Genomic DNA, 22,087 nt, shown 5'->3' with positions numbered 1-22,087 from the left:
AAAGAGTAAGATGTTGAGAGGGGAACAATCGGATGTCATGGTGACGAAAGAACAAAAAGAGCGGTTTCTCATCTTGCTTGAACAACTGAAGATGACGTCGGACGAGTGGATGCCGCATTTTCGTGAAGCGGCCATTCGCAAAGTCGTGATTGATAGAGAGGAAAAAAGCTGGCATTTTTATTTTCAGTTCGCCAACGCGTTGCCGGCTCATGTATACAAAACGTTTGCCGACCGGCTGCAGGCAGCGTTCCGCCATATCGCCGCCGTCCGCCATACGATTGAGGTCGAAGCGCCGCGCGTGACAGAGGCGGATGTGCAAAGCTACTGGCCGCTTTGCCTTGAACAGCTGCAAGAAGGCGTGTCGCCGCTTGTCGATTGGCTCAGCCGGCAGACGCCGACGCTGAAAGGGAACAAGCTGATCGTCGCCGCCCGCCATGAAGCGGAAGCGTTGGCGGTCAAACGGCGGTTCGCCAAAAAAATCGCTGATGTGTACGCTTCATTTGGATTTCCGCCCCTTCAGCTTGACGTCAGCATCGAGCCGGCCAAGCAGGAAATGGAGCAGTTTTTGGCGCAAAAACAGCAAGAGGACAAAGAGCGGGCGTTGGCCTTATTGACGGATCTGGCGAAAGAAGAAGAAAAATCGGCGGCCGCATCTCCGTCCGGACCCCTTGTCATCGGCTACCCGATCCGCGACGAGGAGCCGGTGCGGCGGCTGGAGACGATCGTCGAAGAAGAGCGGCGCGTCGTTGTAGAAGGGTATGTATTTGACGCCGAAGTGAGCGAATTAAAAAGCGGCCGCACGCTGCTGACGCTGAAAATCACCGACTATACGAACTCGATTTTAGTGAAAATGTTCTCGCGCGACAAAGAGGACGCCGAACTCATGAACGGCGTCAAAAAAGGCATGTGGGTGAAAGTGCGCGGCAGCGTGCAAAATGATACGTTCGTCCGCGATTTGGTCATCATCGCCAACGATTTGAACGAAATAGCCGCAAAGGAACGGCAAGATACAGCGCCGGAAGGGGAAAAACGGGTCGAGCTCCATTTGCATACCCCAATGAGCCAAATGGACGCGGTCACCTCGGTGGTGAAACTCATTGAGCAAGCCAAAAAATGGGGGCATCCGGCGATCGCTGTCACCGACCATGCCGTTGTTCAGTCATTTCCGGAGGCCTACAGCGCGGCGAAAAAATACGGGATGAAAGTCATTTATGGCCTTGAGGCGAACATCGTCGACGATGGCGTGCCGATCGCTTACAATGAGACGCACCGCCGGCTTTCGGAGGAGACATATGTCGTTTTTGACGTTGAGACGACGGGTCTGTCGGCTGTGTACAACACGATCATTGAGCTGGCGGCGGTGAAAGTAAAAGATGGCGAGATCATCGACCGGTTCATGTCATTTGCCAACCCCGGGCATCCGCTGTCAGTGACGACGATGGAGCTGACCGGCATCACCGATGAGATGCTAAAAGACGCACCGAAGCCGGAAGAAGTGCTCGCCCGCTTTGTCGACTGGGCTGGCGACGCGACGCTCGCCGCCCATAACGCCAGCTTTGACATCGGGTTTTTAAACGCCGGCCTCGCCCGCATGGGGCGCGGCAAAATCACGAACCCGGTTATCGATACACTGGAGCTCGCCCGCTTTTTATACCCGGATTTGAAAAACCACCGGCTCAATACATTGTGCAAAAAATTTGACATTGAACTGACGCAGCACCACCGGGCCATCTACGATGCGGAGGCGACCGGGCATTTGCTCATGCGGCTGTTGAAAGAAGCGGAAGAGCGCGGCATACTGTATCATGACGAACTGAACAGCCGCACACACAGCGAGGCGTCCTATCGGCTTGCGCGCCCATTTCACGTGACGCTGCTGGCGCAAAACGAGACCGGGCTGAAAAATTTGTTCAAGCTCGTGTCATTGTCGCACATTCAATATTTCCACCGCGTGCCGCGCATTCCTCGCTCCGTGCTCGTCAAGCACCGCGACGGCTTGCTTGTCGGTTCGGGCTGCGACAAAGGGGAGCTGTTTGACAACTTAATCCAAAAGGCGCCGGAAGAAGTCGAAGACATCGCTCGTTTTTACGATTTTCTTGAAGTGCATCCGCCGGACGTGTACAAGCCGCTCATCGAGATGGATTATGTGAAAGACGAAGAGATGATCAAAAACATCATCCGCAGCATCGTCGCCCTTGGCGAGAAGCTCAACATTCCGGTCGTCGCCACCGGCAACGTCCATTATTTGAATCCAGAGGATAAAATTTACCGGAAAATTTTAATCCACTCGCAAGGCGGGGCGAACCCGCTCAATCGCCATGAGCTGCCCGATGTGTATTTCCGCACGACGAATGAAATGCTTGAGTGCTTCTCGTTTTTAGGGCCGGAAAAAGCGAAGGAAATCGTCGTCGACAACACGCAAAAAATCGCTTCGTTAATCGGCGATGTGAAGCCGATCAAAGATGAGCTGTATACGCCGCGCATCGAAGGGGCAGATGAGGAAATCCGGGAAATGAGCTATCGGCGGGCGAAGGAAATTTACGGCGATCCGCTGCCGAAACTTGTTGAAGAGCGGCTTGAGAAAGAGTTGAAAAGCATCATCGGCCACGGCTTTGCCGTCATTTACTTAATTTCGCACAAGCTTGTGAAAAAATCACTCGATGACGGCTATCTTGTCGGGTCGCGCGGATCGGTCGGTTCGTCGTTTGTCGCGACGATGACAGAAATCACCGAGGTCAATCCGCTGCCGCCGCATTACGTTTGTCCGAACTGCAAGCATTCGGAGTTTTTCAACGACGGTTCGGTCGGTTCAGGGTTTGATTTGCCGGACAAAAACTGCCCGCAGTGCGGGACGAAATACAAAAAAGACGGGCATGACATCCCGTTTGAGACGTTCCTCGGCTTTAAAGGCGACAAAGTGCCGGATATCGATTTGAACTTCTCCGGCGAATACCAGCCGCGCGCCCACAATTATACGAAAGTGCTGTTTGGCGAAGACAACGTCTACCGCGCCGGGACGATCGGCACGGTCGCCGACAAGACGGCGTACGGGTTTGTCAAAGCGTATGCGAGCGATCATAATTTGCAGCTGCGCGGCGCGGAAATCGACCGGCTCGCGGCCGGCTGCACCGGGGTGAAGCGGACGACCGGGCAGCATCCGGGCGGCATCATCGTCGTTCCCGATTATATGGAAATTTACGATTTTACGCCGATTCAATATCCGGCCGATGACACGTCCTCCGAATGGCGGACGACCCATTTCGACTTCCATTCGATCCACGACAACTTGTTAAAGCTTGACATTCTCGGACACGACGATCCGACGGTTATCCGCATGCTGCAAGATTTAAGCGGCATCGACCCGAAAACGATCCCGACCGACGACCCGGATGTGATGGGCATTTTCAGCAGCACCGAGCCGCTTGGCGTCACGCCGGAGCAAATCATGTGCAATGTCGGCACGATCGGCATTCCGGAGTTTGGCACGCGCTTCGTCCGGCAAATGTTGGAAGAGACAAGGCCAAAAACGTTTTCTGAGCTCGTGCAAATTTCCGGGTTGTCGCACGGCACCGATGTGTGGCTCGGCAATGCGCAAGAGCTCATCCAAAACGGCACGTGCACGCTGTCAGAAGTGATTGGCTGCCGCGACGACATTATGGTGTATCTCATTTACCGTGGGCTTGAGCCGTCGCTCGCTTTTAAAATCATGGAATCGGTGCGCAAAGGAAAAGGCTTGACGCCGGAATTCGAGGCGGAAATGCGCAAGCACAACGTGCCGGAGTGGTATATTGATTCGTGCAAAAAAATCAAATACATGTTCCCGAAAGCGCACGCCGCTGCTTACGTGTTAATGGCGGTGCGCATCGCCTACTTTAAAGTGCACCATCCGCTTTTGTATTATGCGTCGTACTTTACGGTGCGGGCCGAGGATTTTGACCTTGACGCCATGATCAAAGGTTCGGCGGCCATCCGCAAGCGGATTGAAGAAATAAACGCCAAAGGGATTCAGGCGACGGCGAAAGAAAAAAGCTTGCTCACCGTTCTTGAAGTGGCGTTAGAGATGTGTGAGCGCGGCTTTTCCTTTAAAAATATCGATTTGTACCGCTCGCAGGCGACGGAATTTGTCATTGACGGCAATTCCCTCATCCCGCCGTTCAACGCCATTCCGGGACTCGGGACGAACGTGGCGCAAAACATCGTGCGCGCCCGCGAGGAAGGCGAGTTTTTGTCGAAAGAGGATTTGCAGCAACGCGGCAAAGTATCAAAAACGTTGCTTGAGTACTTAGAAAGCCGCGGCTGCCTTGACTCGCTCCCGGACCATAACCAGCTGTCGCTGTTTTAGCGGGGATGCCATCGCTTCCAACGGCGGTTTTCCGTTGCAATATATTTCCCAATGTGTTATAGTTTTAGTGGAATTGGCAAAGATAATGGCAAGCAAAGAGTGGGGAAACCCACTCTTTCTTCTTGAATTGGCGCCCGTCTTTCGTTCATTCCCCGCCCTGTGCAGGGGATTTTCTCGTTGTGCCACGCATGCATGTTTGCTCGATAAGGAGGAACACAATGAGCAAAAAAGTGACAGAAACGGTCGAACAACTTGTCACGCCGATTTTAGACGAAATGGGGCTCGAACTCGTCGATATTGAATATGTGAAGGAAGGAAAAAATTGGTTTTTGCGCGTCTTCATTGACTCTGACGATGGCGTCGACATTGAACAATGCGGCGCTGTCAGCGAAAAGCTGAGCGAAAAGCTTGATGAAGTCGACCCGATCCCGCATAACTATTTTTTGGAGATATCATCGCCAGGGGCGGAACGACCGTTGAAACAGGAGAAAGATTTTTTGAAAGCCATTGGAAAAAATGTATATATCAAAACGTACGAGCCGATTGAAGGGGCAAAGCAATTTGAAGGCGAGTTAACCGCTTTTGACGGAACGACCGTCACGCTTTTGGTCAACGACCGCGGGCGGAAAAAAACAGTCGCCATTCCGTATGAAAAAGTAGCGAGCGCCCGACTAGCCGTCATTTTCTTCTAATCGCAAAAGGGGGATTTTCGTTTCATGAACACGCAATTGCTTGAGGCGTTAGCCGATCTGATGCGGGAAAAAGGCATCAGCAAAGAAGTCGTCATGGAAGCGATCGAAGCGGCGATCATTTCGGCGTATAAACGCAACTTCGGCCAGGCGCAAAACGTGCGCGTCGATCTCAATATGGACACGGGAACGATCCGCGTGCTCGCCCGCAAGGATGTCGTCGAAGAGGTGACCGACCCGCGCCTTGAGATTTCGCTCGAGGACGCGCAACGGATCAATCCGAACTATCAAATCGGCGACGTCGTCGAGCTCGAAGTGACGCCGCGCGATTTCGGGCGCATCGCCGCGCAGACGGCAAAGCAAGTCGTCACCCAGCGCGTGCGCGAGGCGGAGCGGAGCATCATCTACGCCGAGTTTGTCGATCGCGAAGAGGACATTATGACCGGCATCGTTCAGCGCGTCGACCCTCGCTTTGTCTACGTCAGCCTCGGCAAAGCGGAGGCGCTCCTGCCGGCGAATGAGCAAATGCCGAATGAAACATACAAACCGCACGATCGGTTGAAAGTGTACATTACGAAAGTCGAAAAAACGACGAAAGGGCCGCAAATTTTCGTCTCCCGCACCCACCCGGGGCTATTGAAGCGGTTGTTTGAGCTCGAAGTGCCGGAAATTTACGACGGAACGGTCGAGATTAAATCGATCGCTCGTGAAGCCGGCGACCGTTCGAAAATTTCCGTCCACTCCGACAACCCGGAAGTCGATCCGGTCGGCGCGTGCGTCGGGCCGAGAGGGCAGCGCGTGCAAGCGATCGTCGATGAGCTGAACGGGGAAAAGATCGATGTCGTCCGTTGGTCGGCCGATCCGGTTGAGTTTGTCGCCAACGCGTTAAGTCCGGCGAAAGTGCTGCGCGTCATTGTCAACGAAGAGCAAAAGGCGACAACCGTCATCGTTCCGGACTATCAGTTGTCGCTCGCCATCGGAAAACGTGGGCAAAATGCGCGGCTGGCGGCGAAATTGACCGGCTGGAAAATCGATATTAAAAGCGAGTCCGAGGCGCTGGAGATGGGCATTGATCCGCATGCGCCATCCACTTCGCTTGATTTCAGCGATGCAGCGTTCGATAATGAAAATAGCGAGAAAGACGGCCCATCATTCGATCAATCGGCGGAAGTCGAGTGAGGGGGGATGAACATGGCAGCGCAAAAGAAAATTCCGTTGCGCAAATGCGTCGTCACCGGAGAGATGAAGCCGAAACGGGAAATGGTGCGCGTCGTCCGTTCGAAAGAAGGGGAAGTATCGATTGATCCGACCGGCAAAAAGGCGGGGCGCGGCGCGTATATTACCCTTGATCCGGAATGCATTTTGCAGGCGAAAAAGAAAAACATTTTAGCCCGCCATTTAAAAGCGGACGTCGCCGATGCGATTTATGACGAGCTGCTCGCTTTGGCGGAAAAGGAGAAGCAGGCCAGGCATGAAGCATAACCGCTGGGCGTCGCTGCTTGGGCTGGCGCAGCGGGCGGGAAAAATCGTCTCCGGCGAGGAACTCGTCGTCAAAGAAGTGCAGCGGGGTCGGGCGCGGCTCGTCCTGCTTTCCGAAGATGCATCAGCCAATACGGAAAAAAAAGTGACCGACAAATGCACGTTTTACGGCGTCCCGCTTTGCAAAGTGCCGGATCGGTACACTCTTGGCGGCGCAATCGGCAAGGACGCCCGCGTCGTTGTTGCCGTCACCGACGAAGGGTTCGCACGTCAGTTGCAAACGATGCTCGACCGATCTTAATGGGGGTGAATGTATGTCAAAAATGCGTGTGTACGAATACGCGAAAAAACAGAACGTGCCAAGCAAGGACGTTATTCATAAATTGAAAGAAATGAACATTGAAGTGAACAACCATATGGCGATGCTCGAGGCGGACGTCGTCGAAAAGCTTGATCATCAATATCGCCCGAACGCCGAGAAAAAAGAAGAGAAAAAGGCGGAAAAGAAAGCGGAAAAGCCGAAACGGCCGACGCCGGCGAAGGCGGCTGATTTCGCCGATGAGGAAATGTTTGACGACACGAAAGAAGCGGCGAAAATGAAGCCGGCGAAGAAAAAAGGAGCACCAAAAGGGAAGGAAACGAAAAAAACCGAGGCGCAGCAGCAAGAAAAGAAACTGCTCCAAGCGGCGAAAAAGAAAGGGAAAGGGCTGGTGAAAGGAAAGAAACAGGCGGCGCCAGCCGCAAAACAAGCGCCGCAGCCGGCGAAAAAAGAAAAAGAATTGCCGAAAAAAATTACGTTCGAAGGTTCTCTTACCGTCGCCGAACTGGCGAAAAAGCTTGGCCGCGAGCCGTCGGAAATTATTAAGAAGCTGTTTATGCTCGGCGTGATGGCGACGATCAACCAAGATTTAGACAAAGACGCCATCGAGCTCATCTGTTCGGATTACGGGGTTGAAGTCGAAGAAAAAGTGACGATTGATGAGACGAACTTTGAAGCGATCGAAATTGTCGATGCGCCGGAAGACTTGGTTGAACGGCCCCCGGTCGTGACGATCATGGGGCACGTCGACCACGGAAAAACGACGCTTCTTGATGCGATCCGCCATTCCAAAGTGACGGAGCAGGAAGCCGGCGGCATTACGCAACACATCGGTGCGTATCAAGTGACGGTCAACGACAAAAAAATTACGTTCCTCGATACGCCGGGGCATGAGGCGTTTACGACGATGCGGGCGCGCGGCGCGCAAGTGACTGATATCGTCGTCCTCGTTGTTGCGGCGGATGACGGGGTGATGCCGCAGACGGTCGAAGCGATCAACCACGCCAAGGCGGCAAACGTGCCGATTATCGTCGCCATCAACAAAATCGATAAGCCGGAAGCGAACCCGGACCGCGTCATGCAAGAGTTGATGGAATACAACCTCGTTCCGGAAGAATGGGGCGGCGATACGATTTTCTGCAAGCTGTCGGCGAAAACGAAAGAAGGTCTTGATCATCTTTTGGAAATGATTTTGCTTGTCAGTGAGATGGAAGAATTAAAAGCGAACCCGGACCGGCGCGAGGTCGGTACGGTGATCGAAGCGAAGCTCGATAAAGGCCGCGGACCGGTGGCAACGCTTTTGATTCAAGCGGGAACGCTGCATGTCGGCGATCCGATCGTCGTCGGAACGACCTACGGGCGCGTGCGCGCGATGGTGAACGACAGCGGCCGGCGCGTCAAAGAGGCCACTCCGTCGATGCCGGTCGAAATTACCGGGCTGCATGAAGTGCCGCAAGCCGGCGACCGCTTCATGGTGTTTGAGGATGAGAAAAAGGCGCGGCAAATCGCGGAGGCGCGTGCGCAGCGGCAGCTGCAGGAGCAACGGAGCGTGAAAACGCGCGTCAGCTTGGATGACTTGTTTGAACAAATTAAGCAAGGCGAAATGAAAGAGCTGAACTTGATCGTCAAAGCCGACGTTCAAGGATCGGTTGAGGCGCTTGTCGCCGCCTTGCAAAAAATCGATGTGGAAGGCGTGCGCGTGAAAATCATTCACGCCGCCGTCGGCGCCATCACCGAATCGGACATTTCGCTGGCGACGGCATCGAACGCCATCGTCATCGGCTTTAACGTCCGTCCGGACGCCAACGCGAAGCGCGCCGCCGAGTCGGAAAAAGTCGACATCCGCCTCCATCGCATCATTTACAACGTCATTGAAGAAATTGAAGCGGCGATGAAAGGGATGCTCGATCCGGAGTACGAAGAAAAAGTCATTGGCCAAGCCGAAGTGCGGCAGACGTTCAAAGTGTCGAAAGTCGGCACGATCGCCGGCTGCTATGTCACCGACGGCAAAATCACCCGCGACAGCAAAGTGCGCCTCATCCGCCAAGGCATCGTCGTCTACGAAGGGGAAGTCGATTCGCTCAAGCGGTATAAAGACGATGTGCGCGAAGTGGCGCAAGGATATGAATGCGGGCTGACGATCAAAAACTTCAACGATATTAAAGAAGGTGACATCATCGAAGCATATGTCATGGAGGAAGTGGCCCGGGCATGATCGGCTTCGCCGCATGCGAATGCATCATCTACAACGCCCGCTCGCTCAAGGACAAACGGGCCGTCCTGCAGCGGGTGATGACAAGAATCCGGCAAAAATACAACGTCTCTGTGGCCGAAATCGATCATCAAGACGCATGGCAGCGGGCGACCATCGGCCTTGTCGCTATTACGTCAAGCCGCCAGGCGACCGAACGGGAGCTCGAGCGGGCGCTCGCTTTGCTCGACTCGTTCCCTGAGCTGGAGCGGGCGGCCACATCATTCGAGTGGTTGTAACCGAGGTGATGGGTGATGAATATACGAGCAACTCGCGTTGGCGAGCAAATGAAAAAAGAGTTGAGCGACATCATCAGCCGCAGGCTGAAAGATCCGCGCATCGGCTTTGTCACTGTGACCGATGTGCGCGTCACCGGCGATTTGCAGCAGGCGAAAGTGTACATCAGCGTCCTCGGCGATGACAAACAGCGGGAAAATACATTGAAGGCGCTCGAGAAAGCGAAAGGGTTTATCCGTTCGGAAATCGGCCAGCGCATCCGCCTGCGCAAGACGCCGGAAATTTTCTTTGAAATCGATGAAACGATTGAATACGGCAGCCGCATCGAACAGCTGATCCGGCAAATTTCAAGCAACGATCGCCCTGCGAAAGAGGCGGATGAGGAGCCAAACAATGGATAGGCGAACTGTCTATCCATTTCCATTCATGATTATGGAAACGGAAAGGGTGCGCCGATGGACGGGGTATTGCTGCTCAATAAGCCGAAAGGGATGACGTCGCACGACTGTGTGGCGAAAGTGCGCCGCCTGCTCGGTGTAAAAAAAGCGGGGCACACCGGCACGCTTGACCCGAACGTGTCCGGTGTGCTGCCGATTTGCCTCGGCAAAGCGACGCGCATCGCCGAGTTTTTGACCGGGGTGACGAAAACGTACGAAGGAGAAGTGACGATTGGCGCGGCGACGACAACGGAAGATGCGGACGGCGACATCATCGCCGTCCGCCCGGTTGACCGGCCGATTGCGCGTGCGGAGATCGAAGCAGTATTTCATAGCCTTACTGGGGACATCGAACAAACGCCGCCGATGTACTCTGCGGTGAAAGTGGGCGGAAAAAAACTGTATGAATATGCGCGCGCCGGCATCGAAGTCGAGCGCCCGACGCGGCGCGTGACCATTTATGAGCTTGAGTTGCTTGATGAACGCGAACAATTCGCTGGTGAAACGGTGTCATTTCGCTTTCGCGTCACGTGCAGCAAAGGCACATATGTCCGCACGCTGGCGGTGATGATCGGTGAGCAGCTCGGCTATCCGGCGTATATGTCTGACCTCACCCGTACAGCGTCCGGGCCGTTTCGTCTTGAAGATTGTGTGACGTTCGAAGACGTCGAGCGCCGGGCGGCCGACGGGACGGCAGCTTCTTTGCTCATCCCTATCGAGAGGGCTCTTTTTCATTTGCCGAAATATGAAATCAATGATAAAGTAGCAGAGAAGGTAAAAAACGGGGCGTTGCTCCGGCTTCCCGCTTTTTTGCAGAAGCTTGACGGGCCGGTTGTGCTTGTTTCGCCCGAGCGGGAAGCGCTGGCCCTGTATGTGAAGCATCCGGTGCGCCCCGGCTTGATGAAGCCGCTCAAAGTGTTTCATTGATGCCGCGGGTATAGCGCGGAAAAAAGAAGGTGGGTCATGGACATGGAAACGCTGTTTCTTTCGCATCCGCACCGTCTCGAACGCCAGGCGCTCCCTCCGACGGTGATGGCGCTGGGCTATTTCGACGGCATCCACCTCGGCCATCAAAAAGTGATCCGCACCGCGGTCGAGATCGCCAACGAGCGCGGGTACGAAAGCGCGGTGATGACGTTTCACCCTCATCCGTCCGTCGTGCTTGGCAAACAGTCCGAGCTGCGCTTGATCACTCCGCTTAGCAAAAAAGAGCAACTGGTCGCATCGCTTGGCGTCAACCGGCTGTACATCGTGGAATTTACGCCGACGTTTGCCGCGCTGTCTCCAGAAATGTTCGTCGACCAATATTTGGACGGATTGCACGTGAAGCATGTCGTCGCCGGCTTCGATTTCACTTATGGGCGGTTCGGAAAAGGAACGATGGAGACGATGCTGATTCATGCGCGCGGCCGCTTTGGACAGACGATCATTCCGAAGCTCGCGGTCGACGGGGAAAAAGTGAGCTCAACCCGGGTGCGAAAGCTGCTTGAAGACGGAGCGGTCGAACAGCTTCCCCGCTTGCTCGGCCGCTTTTACGAGCTCGAGGGAACAGTGGTCGCTGGGGAGCGGCGCGGGCGGACGATCGGCTTTCCGACGGCGAACATCGCGCTAAACGGCGATTATGCCTTGCCGGCGGTCGGCGTCTATGCGGTCAAGGCGACGGTCGGCGGACAGACGTATGCAGGGGTGGCGAACGTTGGCTACAAACCGACGTTCCATGAAACGCGCGAGGGATTGCCGAATATTGAGGTGCACTTGCTCGAGTTTTCCGGCGACATTTACGGAAAAACGATGACGATTGAGTGGCACCGCCGTCTGCGGAGCGAGCGGAAGTTTGCCAGCATCGACGCGCTGACGGCGCAAATTGCCCGCGACAAGAAAGAGGCGGAGCAGTATTTCCGCTCTTTCTGCGAAAACACTTGCATTTTGCCGGAAAAAGAGGTATTCTAATCAATGTATGCGAACCATTGCTTGGCTAGGCGAGTCACCGACGCCCGCTCGGCAATCGGGGATGTAAGACTAGGGAGGTGAACAAGGATGGCATTGACGCAGGAGCGCAAACGCGAAATCATCGAGCAATTTAAAATCCATGAGAACGACACCGGTTCTCCGGAAGTGCAAGTTGCTATCCTGACGGAACAAATCAACAACTTGAACGAGCATTTGCGCATTCATAAAAAAGATCATCATTCACGGCGCGGCTTGCTGAAAATGGTCGGGAAGCGCCGCAACTTATTGGCCTACTTGCGCAAGAAAGATGTGGCGCGCTACCGTGAATTGATTGAGAAACTTGGATTACGTCGATAAAAAAGCGGGAGCATTCCCGCTTTTTTGCTAGTTTATAGGCGCGATTTATGCGGCGATGATAACAACGGCGCCAATTCGTCTATACTAATCATCAGCGGATCCATATTTTCATTTGTACATAGAGAGGAGTACTCGTCTGTATGGAACAAGAGAAACGTGTGTTTTCCATCGATGTGGCCGGGCGGCCGCTCATCGTTGAAACTGGCGAACTGGCGAAACAGGCGAACGGGGCGGCGCTGGTCCGCTACGGCGATACGGTCGTGTTGAGCACGGCCACTGCGTCGCGGGAGGCGAAAAACGTCGACTTTTTCCCGCTCACCGTCAACTACGAGGAGCGGCTGTACGCCGTCGGGAAGATTCCGGGCGGGTTTATTAAGCGCGAAGGCCGCCCGAGCGAGAAAGCCATTTTGGTGAGCCGCCTCATCGACCGACCGATCCGTCCGTTGTTTGCTGAAGGGTTTCGCAACGAAGTGCAAGTCGTCTCGATGGTCATGAGCGTCGATCAAGACTGCGCGCCGGAAGTAGCGGCCTTAATCGGTTCGTCGGTGGCGCTGACGATTTCCGACATTCCGTTTGAAGGGCCGATCGCCGGTGTCATCGTTGGCCGCGTCGACGGCCAGTTTGTCATCAACCCAACGGTCGAGCAAATGGAAAAAAGCGATCTGCATCTTGTCGTCGCCGGCACAAAAGATGCGATCAACATGGTGGAAGCCGGGGCGGATGAGGTGCCGGAAGAAGTGATTCTTGAAGCGATCATGTTCGGCCATGAGGAAGTGAAGCGGCTCATCGCCTTCCAAGAGGAAATCGCCGCTCAAGTCGGCAAAGAAAAAATGGAAGTCGTCCTTTACGAGCCGGATCCGGCGCTGGAAGCGGAAATCCGCCAGCTTGCGGAAGCGGACATTAAGCGAGCGGTGCAAGTGCCGGAGAAACTGGCGCGCGACGCCGCCATTGAAGATGTGAAAGCCGGTGTCATCGCCAAATATGAGGCGGAAGAAGCAGATGAAGAAAAGCTGAAGCAAGTGCAAGAAATTTTGCATAAGCTCGTGAAAGAAGAAGTGCGCCGCTTAATCACGGTCGAAAAAATCCGTCCGGATGGGCGCAAAGTCGATGAAATCCGTCCGCTTTCATCGGCGGTCGGCGTCCTGCCGCGCACGCACGGCTCGGGGTTGTTTACGCGCGGGCAGACGCAAGTGTTGAGCGTTTGCACGCTCGGGGCGCTTGGCGATGTGCAAATTTTGGACGGGCTTGACCTGGAAGAATCGAAGCGTTTTATGCACCATTACAACTTCCCGCCGTTTTCCGTCGGCGAAACCGGACCGATGCGCGGGCCGGGGCGGCGTGAAATCGGACACGGGGCGCTTGGCGAACGGGCGCTTGAGCCGGTCGTGCCGTCGGAGCGCGAATTCCCGTATACGATCCGCCTCGTTTCCGAAGTGCTTGAGTCGAACGGCTCGACATCGCAGGCAAGCATTTGCGCCAGCACGTTGGCGATGATGGACGCCGGGGTGCCGATCAAAGCGCCGGTCGCCGGCATTGCCATGGGGCTTGTGAAAAACGACGATCATTATACGATTTTGACCGACATTCAAGGCATCGAGGACCATCTCGGCGATATGGACTTTAAAGTCGCCGGCACGAGAAAAGGCGTCACCGCGCTGCAAATGGACATTAAAATCAAAGGGTTGACGCGTGAGATTTTGGAAGAGGCGCTCATGCAAGCGCGCAAAGGGCGGCTTGAGATTTTGGACCATATGATGCAGACGCTCAGCGAACCGCGCAAAGAGCTGTCCAAATATGCGCCGAAAATTTTGATCATGCACATCAATCCGGATAAAATCCGGGAGGTGATCGGACCAAGCGGCAAGCAGATCAACAAAATCATCGACGAAACCGGCGTCAAAATCGACATCGAACAAGACGGCACGATTTTCATCTCGTCTGTGGATGAAGCGGCCAACCAAAAAGCGAAGCAAATCATCGAAGACATCGTCCGCGAAGTCGAAGTCGGCCAAGTGTACTTAGGCAAAGTGAAACGGATTGAAAAATTCGGCGCCTTCGTTGAGTTGTTCAACGGCAAAGACGGGCTTGTCCACATTTCCGAGCTCGCTGAAGGGCGGGTCGGCAAAGTCGAAGACGTCGTTTCGATCGGCGATGAGATTTTGGTGAAAGTGACGGAAATCGATAAGCAAGGGCGCGTCAATTTGTCGCGCAAAGCGGTGTTGCGCGATGCCCGCAACATTGGAGGGGAACTGCCGCGGGAATCTAGGGAAAAACGAGGAAGACGGCCGGAGCGCCATCGCATGAAGCCTTAGGAATTTGTTTCTTAAGGCTCTTTTGTTATGTTCTATCCTGTCCCCCTAAGACATATGTTGTAGTAGTAAAAAAGGAGGGGGACAAGGGTGAACAACGGAAGCGCCCGCTATATGGCGCTAGCGGTCATGTTTCTTGCCGCCTGGGCGGCGGTTCATTGGCCGCCGGTTGGCGATTACATCGCGAGCTGGCGCCCGATGGAAACGACCGCGATGAAAGAGCGCGACAAGCTGTACGACACGATCGTCAAACAAGCGAAGCAATATGAAATTCCCGCCCAAGATGCGGTCATCGATAAAGTGTGGAAGGCGACGCCTGGCTACAACGGGCTCGCCGTCGACATTGACGCCTCCTATCAAAACATGAAAAAAACGGGAATGTTTGATGAGCGAAAACTCGTGTTCCGGCAAGTGCCCCCGCGCATCCATTTGGACGATTTGCCGCCGGCGCCGATCTACCGAGGTCATCCTGACAAGCCGATGGTGGCGTTTGTGGTCAATGTCGCCTGGGGGGAAGAATACCTTCCTGATATGCTTGAGACGTTGAAAAAGCACGGTGTGAAGGCGACGTTCTTTTTGGAAGGACGATGGGTAAAAAAACACCCGGAGATGGCAAAAATGATAGCAGACGCCGGCCATGAAATCGGCAACCATTCCTACAGCCATCCTGATATGAAAACGCTCGCTGTCGACAACATCCGCCGCGAGCTCGAGAAAACAAACGAAGTGATTGAGGCGGCGACATCGGTTAAATGCAAATGGTTTGCCCCGCCAAGCGGCAGCTACCGCGACGAGGTCGTCGAGGTCGCCGCGGAACTCGGCATGAAAACGATTCTATGGAGCGTCGATACAATTGATTGGCAAAAACCGTCGCCATCTGTTATAGTGAAACGGGTGACATCAAACGTTCATCCCGGTGCCATCATTTTAATGCATCCGACGATGCCGACGGCGGCCGCGCTTGACGAGCTGATCGCCTCGATCAAGCGCCAAGGCTACGCCTTAGGCAGCTTGACGGCCTTATTCGATGAGAAAAGACTGGCAAACAAACAGGAGGAACATGGAGTTGATTAACAAATATACGTGCAAAAACGGTGTACGAATCGTGCTCGAGCCAATCCCGACCGTGCGCTCGGTGGCCATCGGCATATGGATCGGCACCGGCTCTCGCAATGAAACGGAGCAAAACAACGGCATCTCCCACTTTTTAGAGCATATGTTTTTCAAAGGGACGACGACGCGCACGGCCCGGGATATTGCGGAAGCGTTCGACAGCATCGGTGGGCAGGTGAACGCCTTTACGTCGAAAGAATATACGTGCTATTACGCCAAAGTGTTGGATGAACACGCGCCGTTGGCGCTTGAAATGCTCGCTGATATGTTTTTCCACTCGACGTTCGTTGAGGATGAGCTGCAAAAAGAGCGCAACGTCGTGCTCGAGGAAATCAAAATGTATGAAGATACACCGGATGACATCGTCCACGATTTGCTCGGCAAAGCGTGCTATGCGGGCCATCCGCTCGGCTATCCGATTTTGGGCACGGAAGAGACGCTGCGCACGTTCACTGGCGACACGTTGCGCCAATATATGGCGGACTACTATACACCGGATCGCGTCGTCGTTTCGGTCGCCGGCAACGTCGACGAACGGTTTATTGACGAGGTCGAGCGTTATTTCGGCTCGTTCACCGCAGAGAGCAAGCCACCTTCTTCAGGGACGCCGTCGTTTGTGCCGCAAAAGATCGCGCGCAAAAAAGACACCGAGCAGGCGCACGTATGCATCGGATTCAACGGGTTGCCGATCGGCCATCCGGACGCGTACCCGCTCCTCATCTTGAACAATATTTTAGGGGGCAGCATGAGCAGCCGGCTGTTTCAGGAAGTGCGCGAACAGCGCGGATTGGCATATTCGGTGTTCTCATACCATTCCGCCTACCAAGACAGCGGCCTGCTCGCCATTTACGCCGGCACCGGAAGCAGCCAGCTTGATGTGCTGTTTGAAACGATCCAACAGACCATTCGCCAGCTGAAAGAGGACGGAGTCACCGAAAAAGAGCTGCGTAACAGCAAAGAGCAGATGAAAGGAAGCCTGATGCTTGGGCTCGAGAGCACGAACAGCCGAATGAGCCGCAACGGCAAAAATGAACTCCTTCTCGGCCGCCACCGCTCGCTCGATGAAATCATTGAAGAGATTGAAAGCGTCACGGTGGAAAAAGTAAACGAACTGGCGCGCACGGTTTTCACGGACGATTACGCGCTCGCCTTAATCAGTCCGGACGGCGTGCTGCCGCGCCCGTTTCGTTCATAGTTCGAGCATCAAAAAAGCTAACGACCTTTCGCTAGGTTGTTAGCTTTTTCGTTTGACGCCCCTTTCACCCTTCGTCGGGGACGTCGATCATCATCATATCGGCGCCGATTTTGCGAATATATTTCCACGGCACGCGAATTTCCTGCCCGTCTTTGCGAAATCCGAACCATTTCCCCGTTGGGATGAGCAGCGCCTCGATCTGCCCGGTTTGCTCGTTGATTTCCAAATCGGTCTGCCCGAGCACCCCGAGCCGCTCTGCCCGCCTCACATCGACAATTTCCTTTCCGCTTAACTCGCTCAGCCTCATGCCGATCCCCCTTTTTGGCTTCTTTATTTCTATTGTAAGGAACAAAACAAGAAAAAATGACTGCATCTTGTCTGCTGTCAGCGCATATCGCCCATTTTTTCCCGCAAGGATATTCACCTATATTTTCCTTCCGACATAAGATGGGAAAAGAAACGGAGCAGTTTGCCAATAAAGAAGGTGAGCGTATAACATGATGCTGACAGGAATGCATATCGCCATCATCGGCGGCGATGCTAGACAGCTTGAAGTCATTCGCAAACTCGTTGAACTCGATGCGAAGTTGTCGCTTGTCGGCTTTGACCAACTTGCCCACCATTTCACTGGGGCGATGAAGCTGCCGATCAGCGAAGTCGATTTTGCTGATTTGGATGCGATCATTTTGCCGGTTCACGGCACGACGCTGGACGGGAACGTCAACAGCGTGTTCGCCCATGAACCGATTCCGTTTACGGAAAAGATGGTGCAAAAAACGGCGCGGCGGTGCACGATTTACTCCGGCATCAGCAACGCGTATTTGGACGAATTGGTGAAAAAAACGGGGCGCAAGCATGTGCAGTTGTTTGAGCGCGACGATGTCGCCATTTACAACTCGATTCCGACCGCGGAAGGCACGGTGATGATGGTCATTCAGCATACCGATTTTACGATCCACGGCTCGCGCGTCGCCGTCTTGGGGCTTGGACGCGTCGGCATGACCGTCGCCCGGACGTTCGCTGCGTTGGGGGCGAAAGTGAAAGTCGGGGCGCGCCGATCGGAACATCTCGCTCGCATTACGGAAATGGGGCTTGTGCCGTTTCACTTAAACGATTTGGAAAAAGAAGTGCGTGACATTGACGTCTGCATCAACACCGTGCCTCATCTCATCGTGACGGCGAGCGTCATCGCCAAAATGCCGCCCCATACGCTGATTATCGATTTGGCATCCAAACCCGGCGGTACCGATTTTCGCTACGCCGAAAAACGCGGAGTGAAAGCCATTTTGGCGCCCGGGCTGCCTGGGGTCGTCGCGCCGAAAACGGCCGGGCAAATCATCGCCAACGTCTTGGCGCAGCTATTATATGAAGATTTACAAAAACGGGAGGAGAATCGACAATGAGCGGGAACAGCTTGAAAGGAAAACGAATCGGCTTTGGTCTCACCGGGTCGCATTGCACATATGATGCGGTGTTCCCGGAGATCGAGAAGCTTGTCAACGAAGGAGCGGAGGTGCTGCCGATCGTCACCTATACGGTGAAAACGACGAACACCCGCTTTGGCGAAGGGGAAGAATGGGTGAAAAAACTGGAGCAACTGACTGGAAACGAGGTGATCGATACGATCGTCAAAGCAGAACCTCTCGGACCGAAAATCCCGCTCGACTGCATGGTGATCGCCCCGCTCACTGGCAACTCGATGAGTAAGCTGGCCAACGCCATGACCGATTCCCCAGTGTTGATGGCGGCGAAAGCGACGATGCGCAACCACCGCCCGGTCGTGCTTGGCATCTCCACCAACGATGCGCTCGGCCTAAACGGCGTCAATCTTATGCGGCTTATGGCAGCAAAAAACATTTATTTCATCCCGTTCGGCCAAGATGCTCCGCAGGCGAAGCCGAACTCCATGGTCGCCTACATGCCGCTTTTGCGCGATACGATTCTTGCCGCGCTTGAAGGGAAGCAGCTGCAGCCGGTCATTATCGAGCGGTTCCGCTACAACTGAATCAAAAATCAACGTTGCGCATAAAAATGTTCTCTCGTCCGCAACGGAATGTGATAAAATAAAGACTATGAATTCACCTCTTAGAGTGACGATGTGGAAGGAGAATGGTTGATGGCTCAAAAACAATATCATGTCGCTGTCGTCGGAGCAACGGGGGCAGTTGGGCAGCAAATGGTGCGGACGTTGGAAGACCGGAATTTTCCTGTCGGAAAATTGACCTTGTTGTCATCGGAGCGGTCAGCCGGCAAAAAAATGCGCTTTCGCAGCGAGGAGATCGAAGTGCAGGCGGCATCTCCCGAGCGCTTTGATGGGGTCGACATCGCCTTGTTCAGCGCCGGCGGCGCCGTATCGAAAGCGCTGGCGCCGGAAGCGGTGCGGCGCGGGGCGATCGTCATCGACAACACGAGCGCGTTTCGGATGGAGGAAAACGTGCCGCTTGTCGTTCCGGAAGTGAATGAAAGCGACTTAAAGTGGCATAACGGCATCATTGCCAATCCGAACTGCTCGACGATTCAAATGGTCGTGGCGTTGGAGCCGATTCGGAAGGCGTTTGGCTTAGAGCGCGTCATCGTCTCGACGTACCAGGCCGTCTCCGGAGCGGGAGCGCAGGCGATTGAAGAGCTCAACGAGCAGACGAAAGCGGTGCTCGAAGGCAAACCGGTTGAGGCGAACATTTTGCCAGTGAAATCGGACCGGAAGCATTACCAAATTGCGTTCAACGCCATTCCGCAAATCGATAAGTTCCAAGACAATGGATTTACGTTTGAAGAGATGAAAATGATCAATGAAACAAAAAAAATTATGCATATGCCTGAGCTGAAAGTGGCGGCGACATGCGTGCGCATTCCGGTGGCGAGCGGCCATTCGGAATCGGTGTACATCGAAATCGAACAAGACGGCGTCACCGTTGCCGACTTGCAGGCGGTGCTCCGCGAAGCGCCGGGCGTCGTGCTTCAAGATGATCCGAGCGAACAGCTGTACCCGATGCCGGTGGATTGCGTCGGTAAGTACGACGTGTTTGTCGGCCGCATTCGCCGCGATTTGGACAACCGCCGCGGCTTCCATCTATGGATTGTCGCTGACAACTTGTTAAAAGGCGCAGCCTCGAACTCGGTGCAAATCGCAGAAAGCTTGCTGAAGCTCGGGCTCATTTGAAAAAGCATCGGGGTGTTAGCATGAAACTCATTGTTCAAAAGTTCGGCGGCACGTCCGTCCGCGACGAGCGCGGGCGGAACTTGGCGCGCCGTCATATTGAACGAGCGCTTGAAGACGGCTACAAAGTCGTCGCTGTTGTATCGGCCATGGGCCGTTACGGCGACCCATATGCGACGGATACGTTGCTTAGTTTGATCGGCGGCGCTCGCCACCACGTAACGAAGCGCGAGCAAGATATGCTCATGGCGTGCGGAGAAATCATCTCAAGCGTCGTGTTCAGCAACTTGTTGAACGAACACGGCGTCAAGGCCACGGCATTTACCGGCGCCCAGGCCGGGTTCTGCACGAACAGCGATCATACGAACGCGAAAATTCTCGAAATGCGCTGCGATCGCCTCCTAGAGGCGCTTGAGCAATACGACGTCGTCGTTGTCGCGGGCTTTCAAGGCATGGCGGAAAACGGCGACATCACAACGCTCGGCCGCGGCGGGAGCGATACGTCGGCGGCGGCGCTCGGCGCGGCGTTAAACGCGGAGTGGGTTGATATTTTCACCGATGTTGACGGCGTGATGACGGCCGACCCGCGCATCGTTGAGAACGCCCGGCCGCTTGAGGTTGTCACCTATACGGAAATTTGCAACATGGCGTACCAAGGGGCGAAAGTGATCCATCCGCGCGCGGTGGAAATCGCCATGCAGGCGAAAGTGCCGCTGCGCATTCGCTCGACATATTCCGATGCTCCGGGGACGCTCGTCACGTCATCGGTCCGCGGCCGAAAAGGAAGCGATGTGAAAGAGCGGCTTGTCACCGGCATTACGTACGTCGCGGACGTCACACAAATCAAAGTGCTGGCGAAAGAAGGCCATTATGAGCTGCAATCCGATGTGTTTCAAGCCATGGCCCACGAGGGCATCAGCGTCGACTTCATCAACATTTCGCCGTACGGCGTTGTGTACACTGTAAGCGGCGACATGACGGAAAAGGCGGTGGCCGCTTTGCGCCGCATCGGTTACGAACCGGCCGTGACGCCCCGCTGCGCCAAAGTGTCGGTCGTCGGCGCCGGCATTGCCGGCGTGCCGGGGGTGACGGCAAAAATTGTCACCGCCTTGTCAGAGCAAGGCATCCAAATTTTGCAGTCGGCCGACAGCCATACGACGATTTGGGTGTTAGTGAAGCAGGACGATATGGAAAAAGCCGTCAACGCTCTGCATGACGCCTTTTGCCTATCCGAGGCGGATGCGGGCGGGCATGAAGCGATTTGGAGCGAGGAGTGAAAACCGTGGTTCAATTCGGGAACATCGTAACGGCGATGGTTACGCCATTTGACCGAAAAGGGAATCTCGACTTGGCAAAAACAACGGAGCTTGTCAACTATTTGCTTGACAACGGCACAGACGCGCTTGTGGTCGCCGGTACGACCGGGGAGTCGCCGACGTTGACGACCGAGGAAAAAATCGCGCTTTTTCGCCATGTCGTCTCCGTCGTCAACGGCCGGGCGCCGGTCATTGCTGGAACGGGCACGAACGATACGCGCGCGTCGATCGAGCTGACGAAAAAGGCGGAAGAGGCGGGCGTCGATGCTGTCATGCTTGTGGCGCCGTATTACAACAAGCCGAACCAAGAAGGGCTGTATCAGCATTTCAAAGCGATTGCGGAAAGCACATCGCTGCCGGTGATGCTGTATAACGTTCCAGGGCGCACGTCGGTGAATCTCGCCCCGGAGACGGTCATCCGGCTGTCCGAAGTTCCGAACATTGTCGCCGTCAAGGAAGCGGGCGGCAATTTGGACGCAATGGCGGAAATCATTGAATGCACACCGGACGACTTTTTGCTCTACAGCGGCGACGACAGCTTGACGCTTCCGGTTTTAGCGATCGGCGGTGCCGGGGTCGTTTCCGTCGCCTCGCATATCATCGGCAATGAAATGCAGGAGATGATTCGCGCCTTTGCAGCGGGCGATCATCAGAAGGCGGCAGCGCTGCATCGAAAATGGCTGCCCCTCATGAAAGGGCTGTTTGCCGCTCCGAGTCCGGTGCCGGTCAAAACCGCGCTGCAGCTGCGCGGGCTGGACGTCGGTTCGGTGCGCCTTCCGCTTGTGCCGCTCACCGAACAAGAGCGGAAGGAGCTAAGCCGCCTGCTCGATGATTTGTCGTAACCATCGGCCTTTCGGCAGAACGATTCCCCAACGCCTTGCTTGTGCGTTGGGGCTTTTTTTGCCTCCGCCCGGAAATCCATTGGCTGGTTGATGG

20 protein-coding genes are annotated in these 22,087 nt (G+C 54.8%); 19 read left to right on the top strand and 1 reads right to left on the bottom strand.

Going from position 1 to position 22,087, the window contains the following annotated elements:
* Positions 1-37: 37 nt before the first annotated feature.
* From GJ1_RS06360 to GJ1_RS06295, 14 genes are all read left to right on the top strand, one after another.
* Positions 38-4,342 carry a PolC-type DNA polymerase III gene (locus GJ1_RS06360; protein WP_066230019.1) on the top strand — a complete coding sequence of 1,435 codons (4,305 nt, stop codon included), beginning with the start codon at positions 38-40 and terminating at the stop codon, positions 4,340-4,342.
* A gap of 218 nt (positions 4,343-4,560) precedes the next feature.
* Positions 4,561-5,034 carry a ribosome maturation factor RimP gene (rimP, locus tag GJ1_RS06355; RefSeq protein WP_066230017.1) on the top strand — a complete coding sequence of 158 codons (474 nt, stop codon included), beginning with the start codon at positions 4,561-4,563 and terminating at the stop codon, positions 5,032-5,034.
* A 24-nt stretch (positions 5,035-5,058) separates the two neighbouring features.
* Positions 5,059-6,210 (top strand): transcription termination factor NusA, encoded by a 1,152-nt coding sequence (gene nusA / locus GJ1_RS06350; protein ID WP_066230013.1) that lies wholly within the window; start codon positions 5,059-5,061, stop codon positions 6,208-6,210.
* Positions 6,211-6,222: 12 nt separating this feature from the next.
* A complete protein-coding gene (gene rnpM, locus GJ1_RS06345) occupies positions 6,223-6,513 on the top strand; it encodes an RNase P modulator RnpM (RefSeq protein ID WP_066230009.1) in 291 nt (96 codons plus the stop codon).
* Positions 6,503-6,811 carry a YlxQ family RNA-binding protein gene (locus GJ1_RS06340; RefSeq protein ID WP_066230007.1) on the top strand — a complete coding sequence of 103 codons (309 nt, stop codon included), beginning with the start codon at positions 6,503-6,505 and terminating at the stop codon, positions 6,809-6,811. Before rnpM ends, GJ1_RS06340 begins: the two co-directional genes overlap by 11 nt.
* A 13-nt stretch (positions 6,812-6,824) precedes the next feature.
* Positions 6,825-9,044: a translation initiation factor IF-2 gene (gene infB, locus GJ1_RS06335; protein WP_066230004.1), complete on the top strand. Its 2,220-nt coding sequence runs from the start codon at positions 6,825-6,827 to the stop codon at positions 9,042-9,044.
* Positions 9,041-9,319, top strand: a complete 279-nt coding sequence (locus GJ1_RS06330) for a DUF503 domain-containing protein (protein ID WP_066230001.1) — start codon at positions 9,041-9,043, stop codon at positions 9,317-9,319. Before infB ends, GJ1_RS06330 begins: the two co-directional genes overlap by 4 nt.
* A gap of 15 nt (positions 9,320-9,334) precedes the next feature.
* Positions 9,335-9,718 carry a 30S ribosome-binding factor RbfA gene (gene rbfA, locus GJ1_RS06325; RefSeq protein WP_066229998.1) on the top strand — a complete coding sequence of 128 codons (384 nt, stop codon included), beginning with the start codon at positions 9,335-9,337 and terminating at the stop codon, positions 9,716-9,718.
* Between the two features lie 54 nt (positions 9,719-9,772).
* Complete coding sequence (truB, locus tag GJ1_RS06320) at positions 9,773-10,681, top strand: tRNA pseudouridine(55) synthase TruB (RefSeq protein WP_066229995.1); 909 nt, start codon at positions 9,773-9,775, stop codon at positions 10,679-10,681.
* 42 nt (positions 10,682-10,723) lie between these two features.
* Complete coding sequence (ribF, locus tag GJ1_RS06315; protein WP_066229987.1) at positions 10,724-11,704, top strand: bifunctional riboflavin kinase/FAD synthetase; 981 nt, start codon at positions 10,724-10,726, stop codon at positions 11,702-11,704.
* Positions 11,705-11,791: 87 nt separating this feature from the next.
* Positions 11,792-12,061: a 30S ribosomal protein S15 gene (gene rpsO, locus GJ1_RS06310; RefSeq protein WP_011230768.1), complete on the top strand. Its 270-nt coding sequence runs from the start codon at positions 11,792-11,794 to the stop codon at positions 12,059-12,061.
* 140 nt (positions 12,062-12,201) lie between these two features.
* On the top strand, positions 12,202-14,373 hold the full coding sequence (gene pnp / locus GJ1_RS06305; protein ID WP_013523420.1) for a polyribonucleotide nucleotidyltransferase: 2,172 nt from the start codon (positions 12,202-12,204) through the stop codon (positions 14,371-14,373).
* Positions 14,374-14,460: 87 nt separating this feature from the next.
* A complete protein-coding gene (locus tag GJ1_RS06300) occupies positions 14,461-15,444 on the top strand; it encodes a polysaccharide deacetylase family protein (protein WP_066229984.1) in 984 nt (327 codons plus the stop codon).
* Entirely contained in the window at positions 15,431-16,678 is a 1,248-nt protein-coding gene (locus tag GJ1_RS06295; protein ID WP_066229981.1) for a M16 family metallopeptidase, read from the top strand. Before GJ1_RS06300 ends, GJ1_RS06295 begins: the two co-directional genes overlap by 14 nt.
* A gap of 64 nt (positions 16,679-16,742) precedes the next feature.
* On the opposite strand, the gene GJ1_RS06290 is transcribed toward GJ1_RS06295, so the two are convergent.
* Positions 16,743-16,985: a YlmC/YmxH family sporulation protein gene (locus GJ1_RS06290; RefSeq protein ID WP_066229978.1), complete on the bottom strand. Its 243-nt coding sequence runs from the start codon at positions 16,983-16,985 to the stop codon at positions 16,743-16,745.
* A 190-nt stretch (positions 16,986-17,175) separates the two neighbouring features.
* Here GJ1_RS06290 and dpaA point away from each other — a divergent pair, with 190 nt between their 5' ends.
* The 5 genes from dpaA to dapA all read left to right on the top strand — a co-directional run bounded on the left by dpaA (position 17,176) and on the right by dapA (position 21,993).
* Positions 17,176-18,081 (top strand): dipicolinic acid synthetase subunit A, encoded by a 906-nt coding sequence (gene dpaA, locus GJ1_RS06285; protein ID WP_066229975.1) that lies wholly within the window; start codon positions 17,176-17,178, stop codon positions 18,079-18,081.
* The gene (locus GJ1_RS06280; RefSeq protein WP_013145721.1) at positions 18,078-18,683 is read left to right on the top strand and encodes a dipicolinate synthase subunit B; all 606 of its coding nucleotides are present in this window, start codon (positions 18,078-18,080) and stop codon (positions 18,681-18,683) included. Before dpaA ends, GJ1_RS06280 begins: the two co-directional genes overlap by 4 nt.
* 111 nt (positions 18,684-18,794) lie before the next feature.
* Positions 18,795-19,838, top strand: coding sequence for an aspartate-semialdehyde dehydrogenase (gene asd / locus GJ1_RS06275; protein ID WP_066229969.1), 1,044 nt, complete (start codon positions 18,795-18,797; stop codon positions 19,836-19,838).
* 20 nt (positions 19,839-19,858) lie between these two features.
* On the top strand, positions 19,859-21,112 hold the full coding sequence (gene dapG, locus GJ1_RS06270; protein WP_066229966.1) for an aspartate kinase: 1,254 nt from the start codon (positions 19,859-19,861) through the stop codon (positions 21,110-21,112).
* 5 nt (positions 21,113-21,117) lie between these two features.
* Positions 21,118-21,993: a 4-hydroxy-tetrahydrodipicolinate synthase gene (dapA, locus tag GJ1_RS06265; protein WP_066229963.1), complete on the top strand. Its 876-nt coding sequence runs from the start codon at positions 21,118-21,120 to the stop codon at positions 21,991-21,993.
* Positions 21,994-22,087 lie beyond the last annotated feature (94 nt).

Source organism: Geobacillus jurassicus NBRC 107829 (genome assembly GCF_001544315.1).
Classification (GTDB): domain Bacteria; phylum Bacillota; class Bacilli; order Bacillales; family Anoxybacillaceae; genus Geobacillus; species Geobacillus jurassicus.
This window is presented reverse-complemented; position numbering and strand designations above follow the sequence as displayed.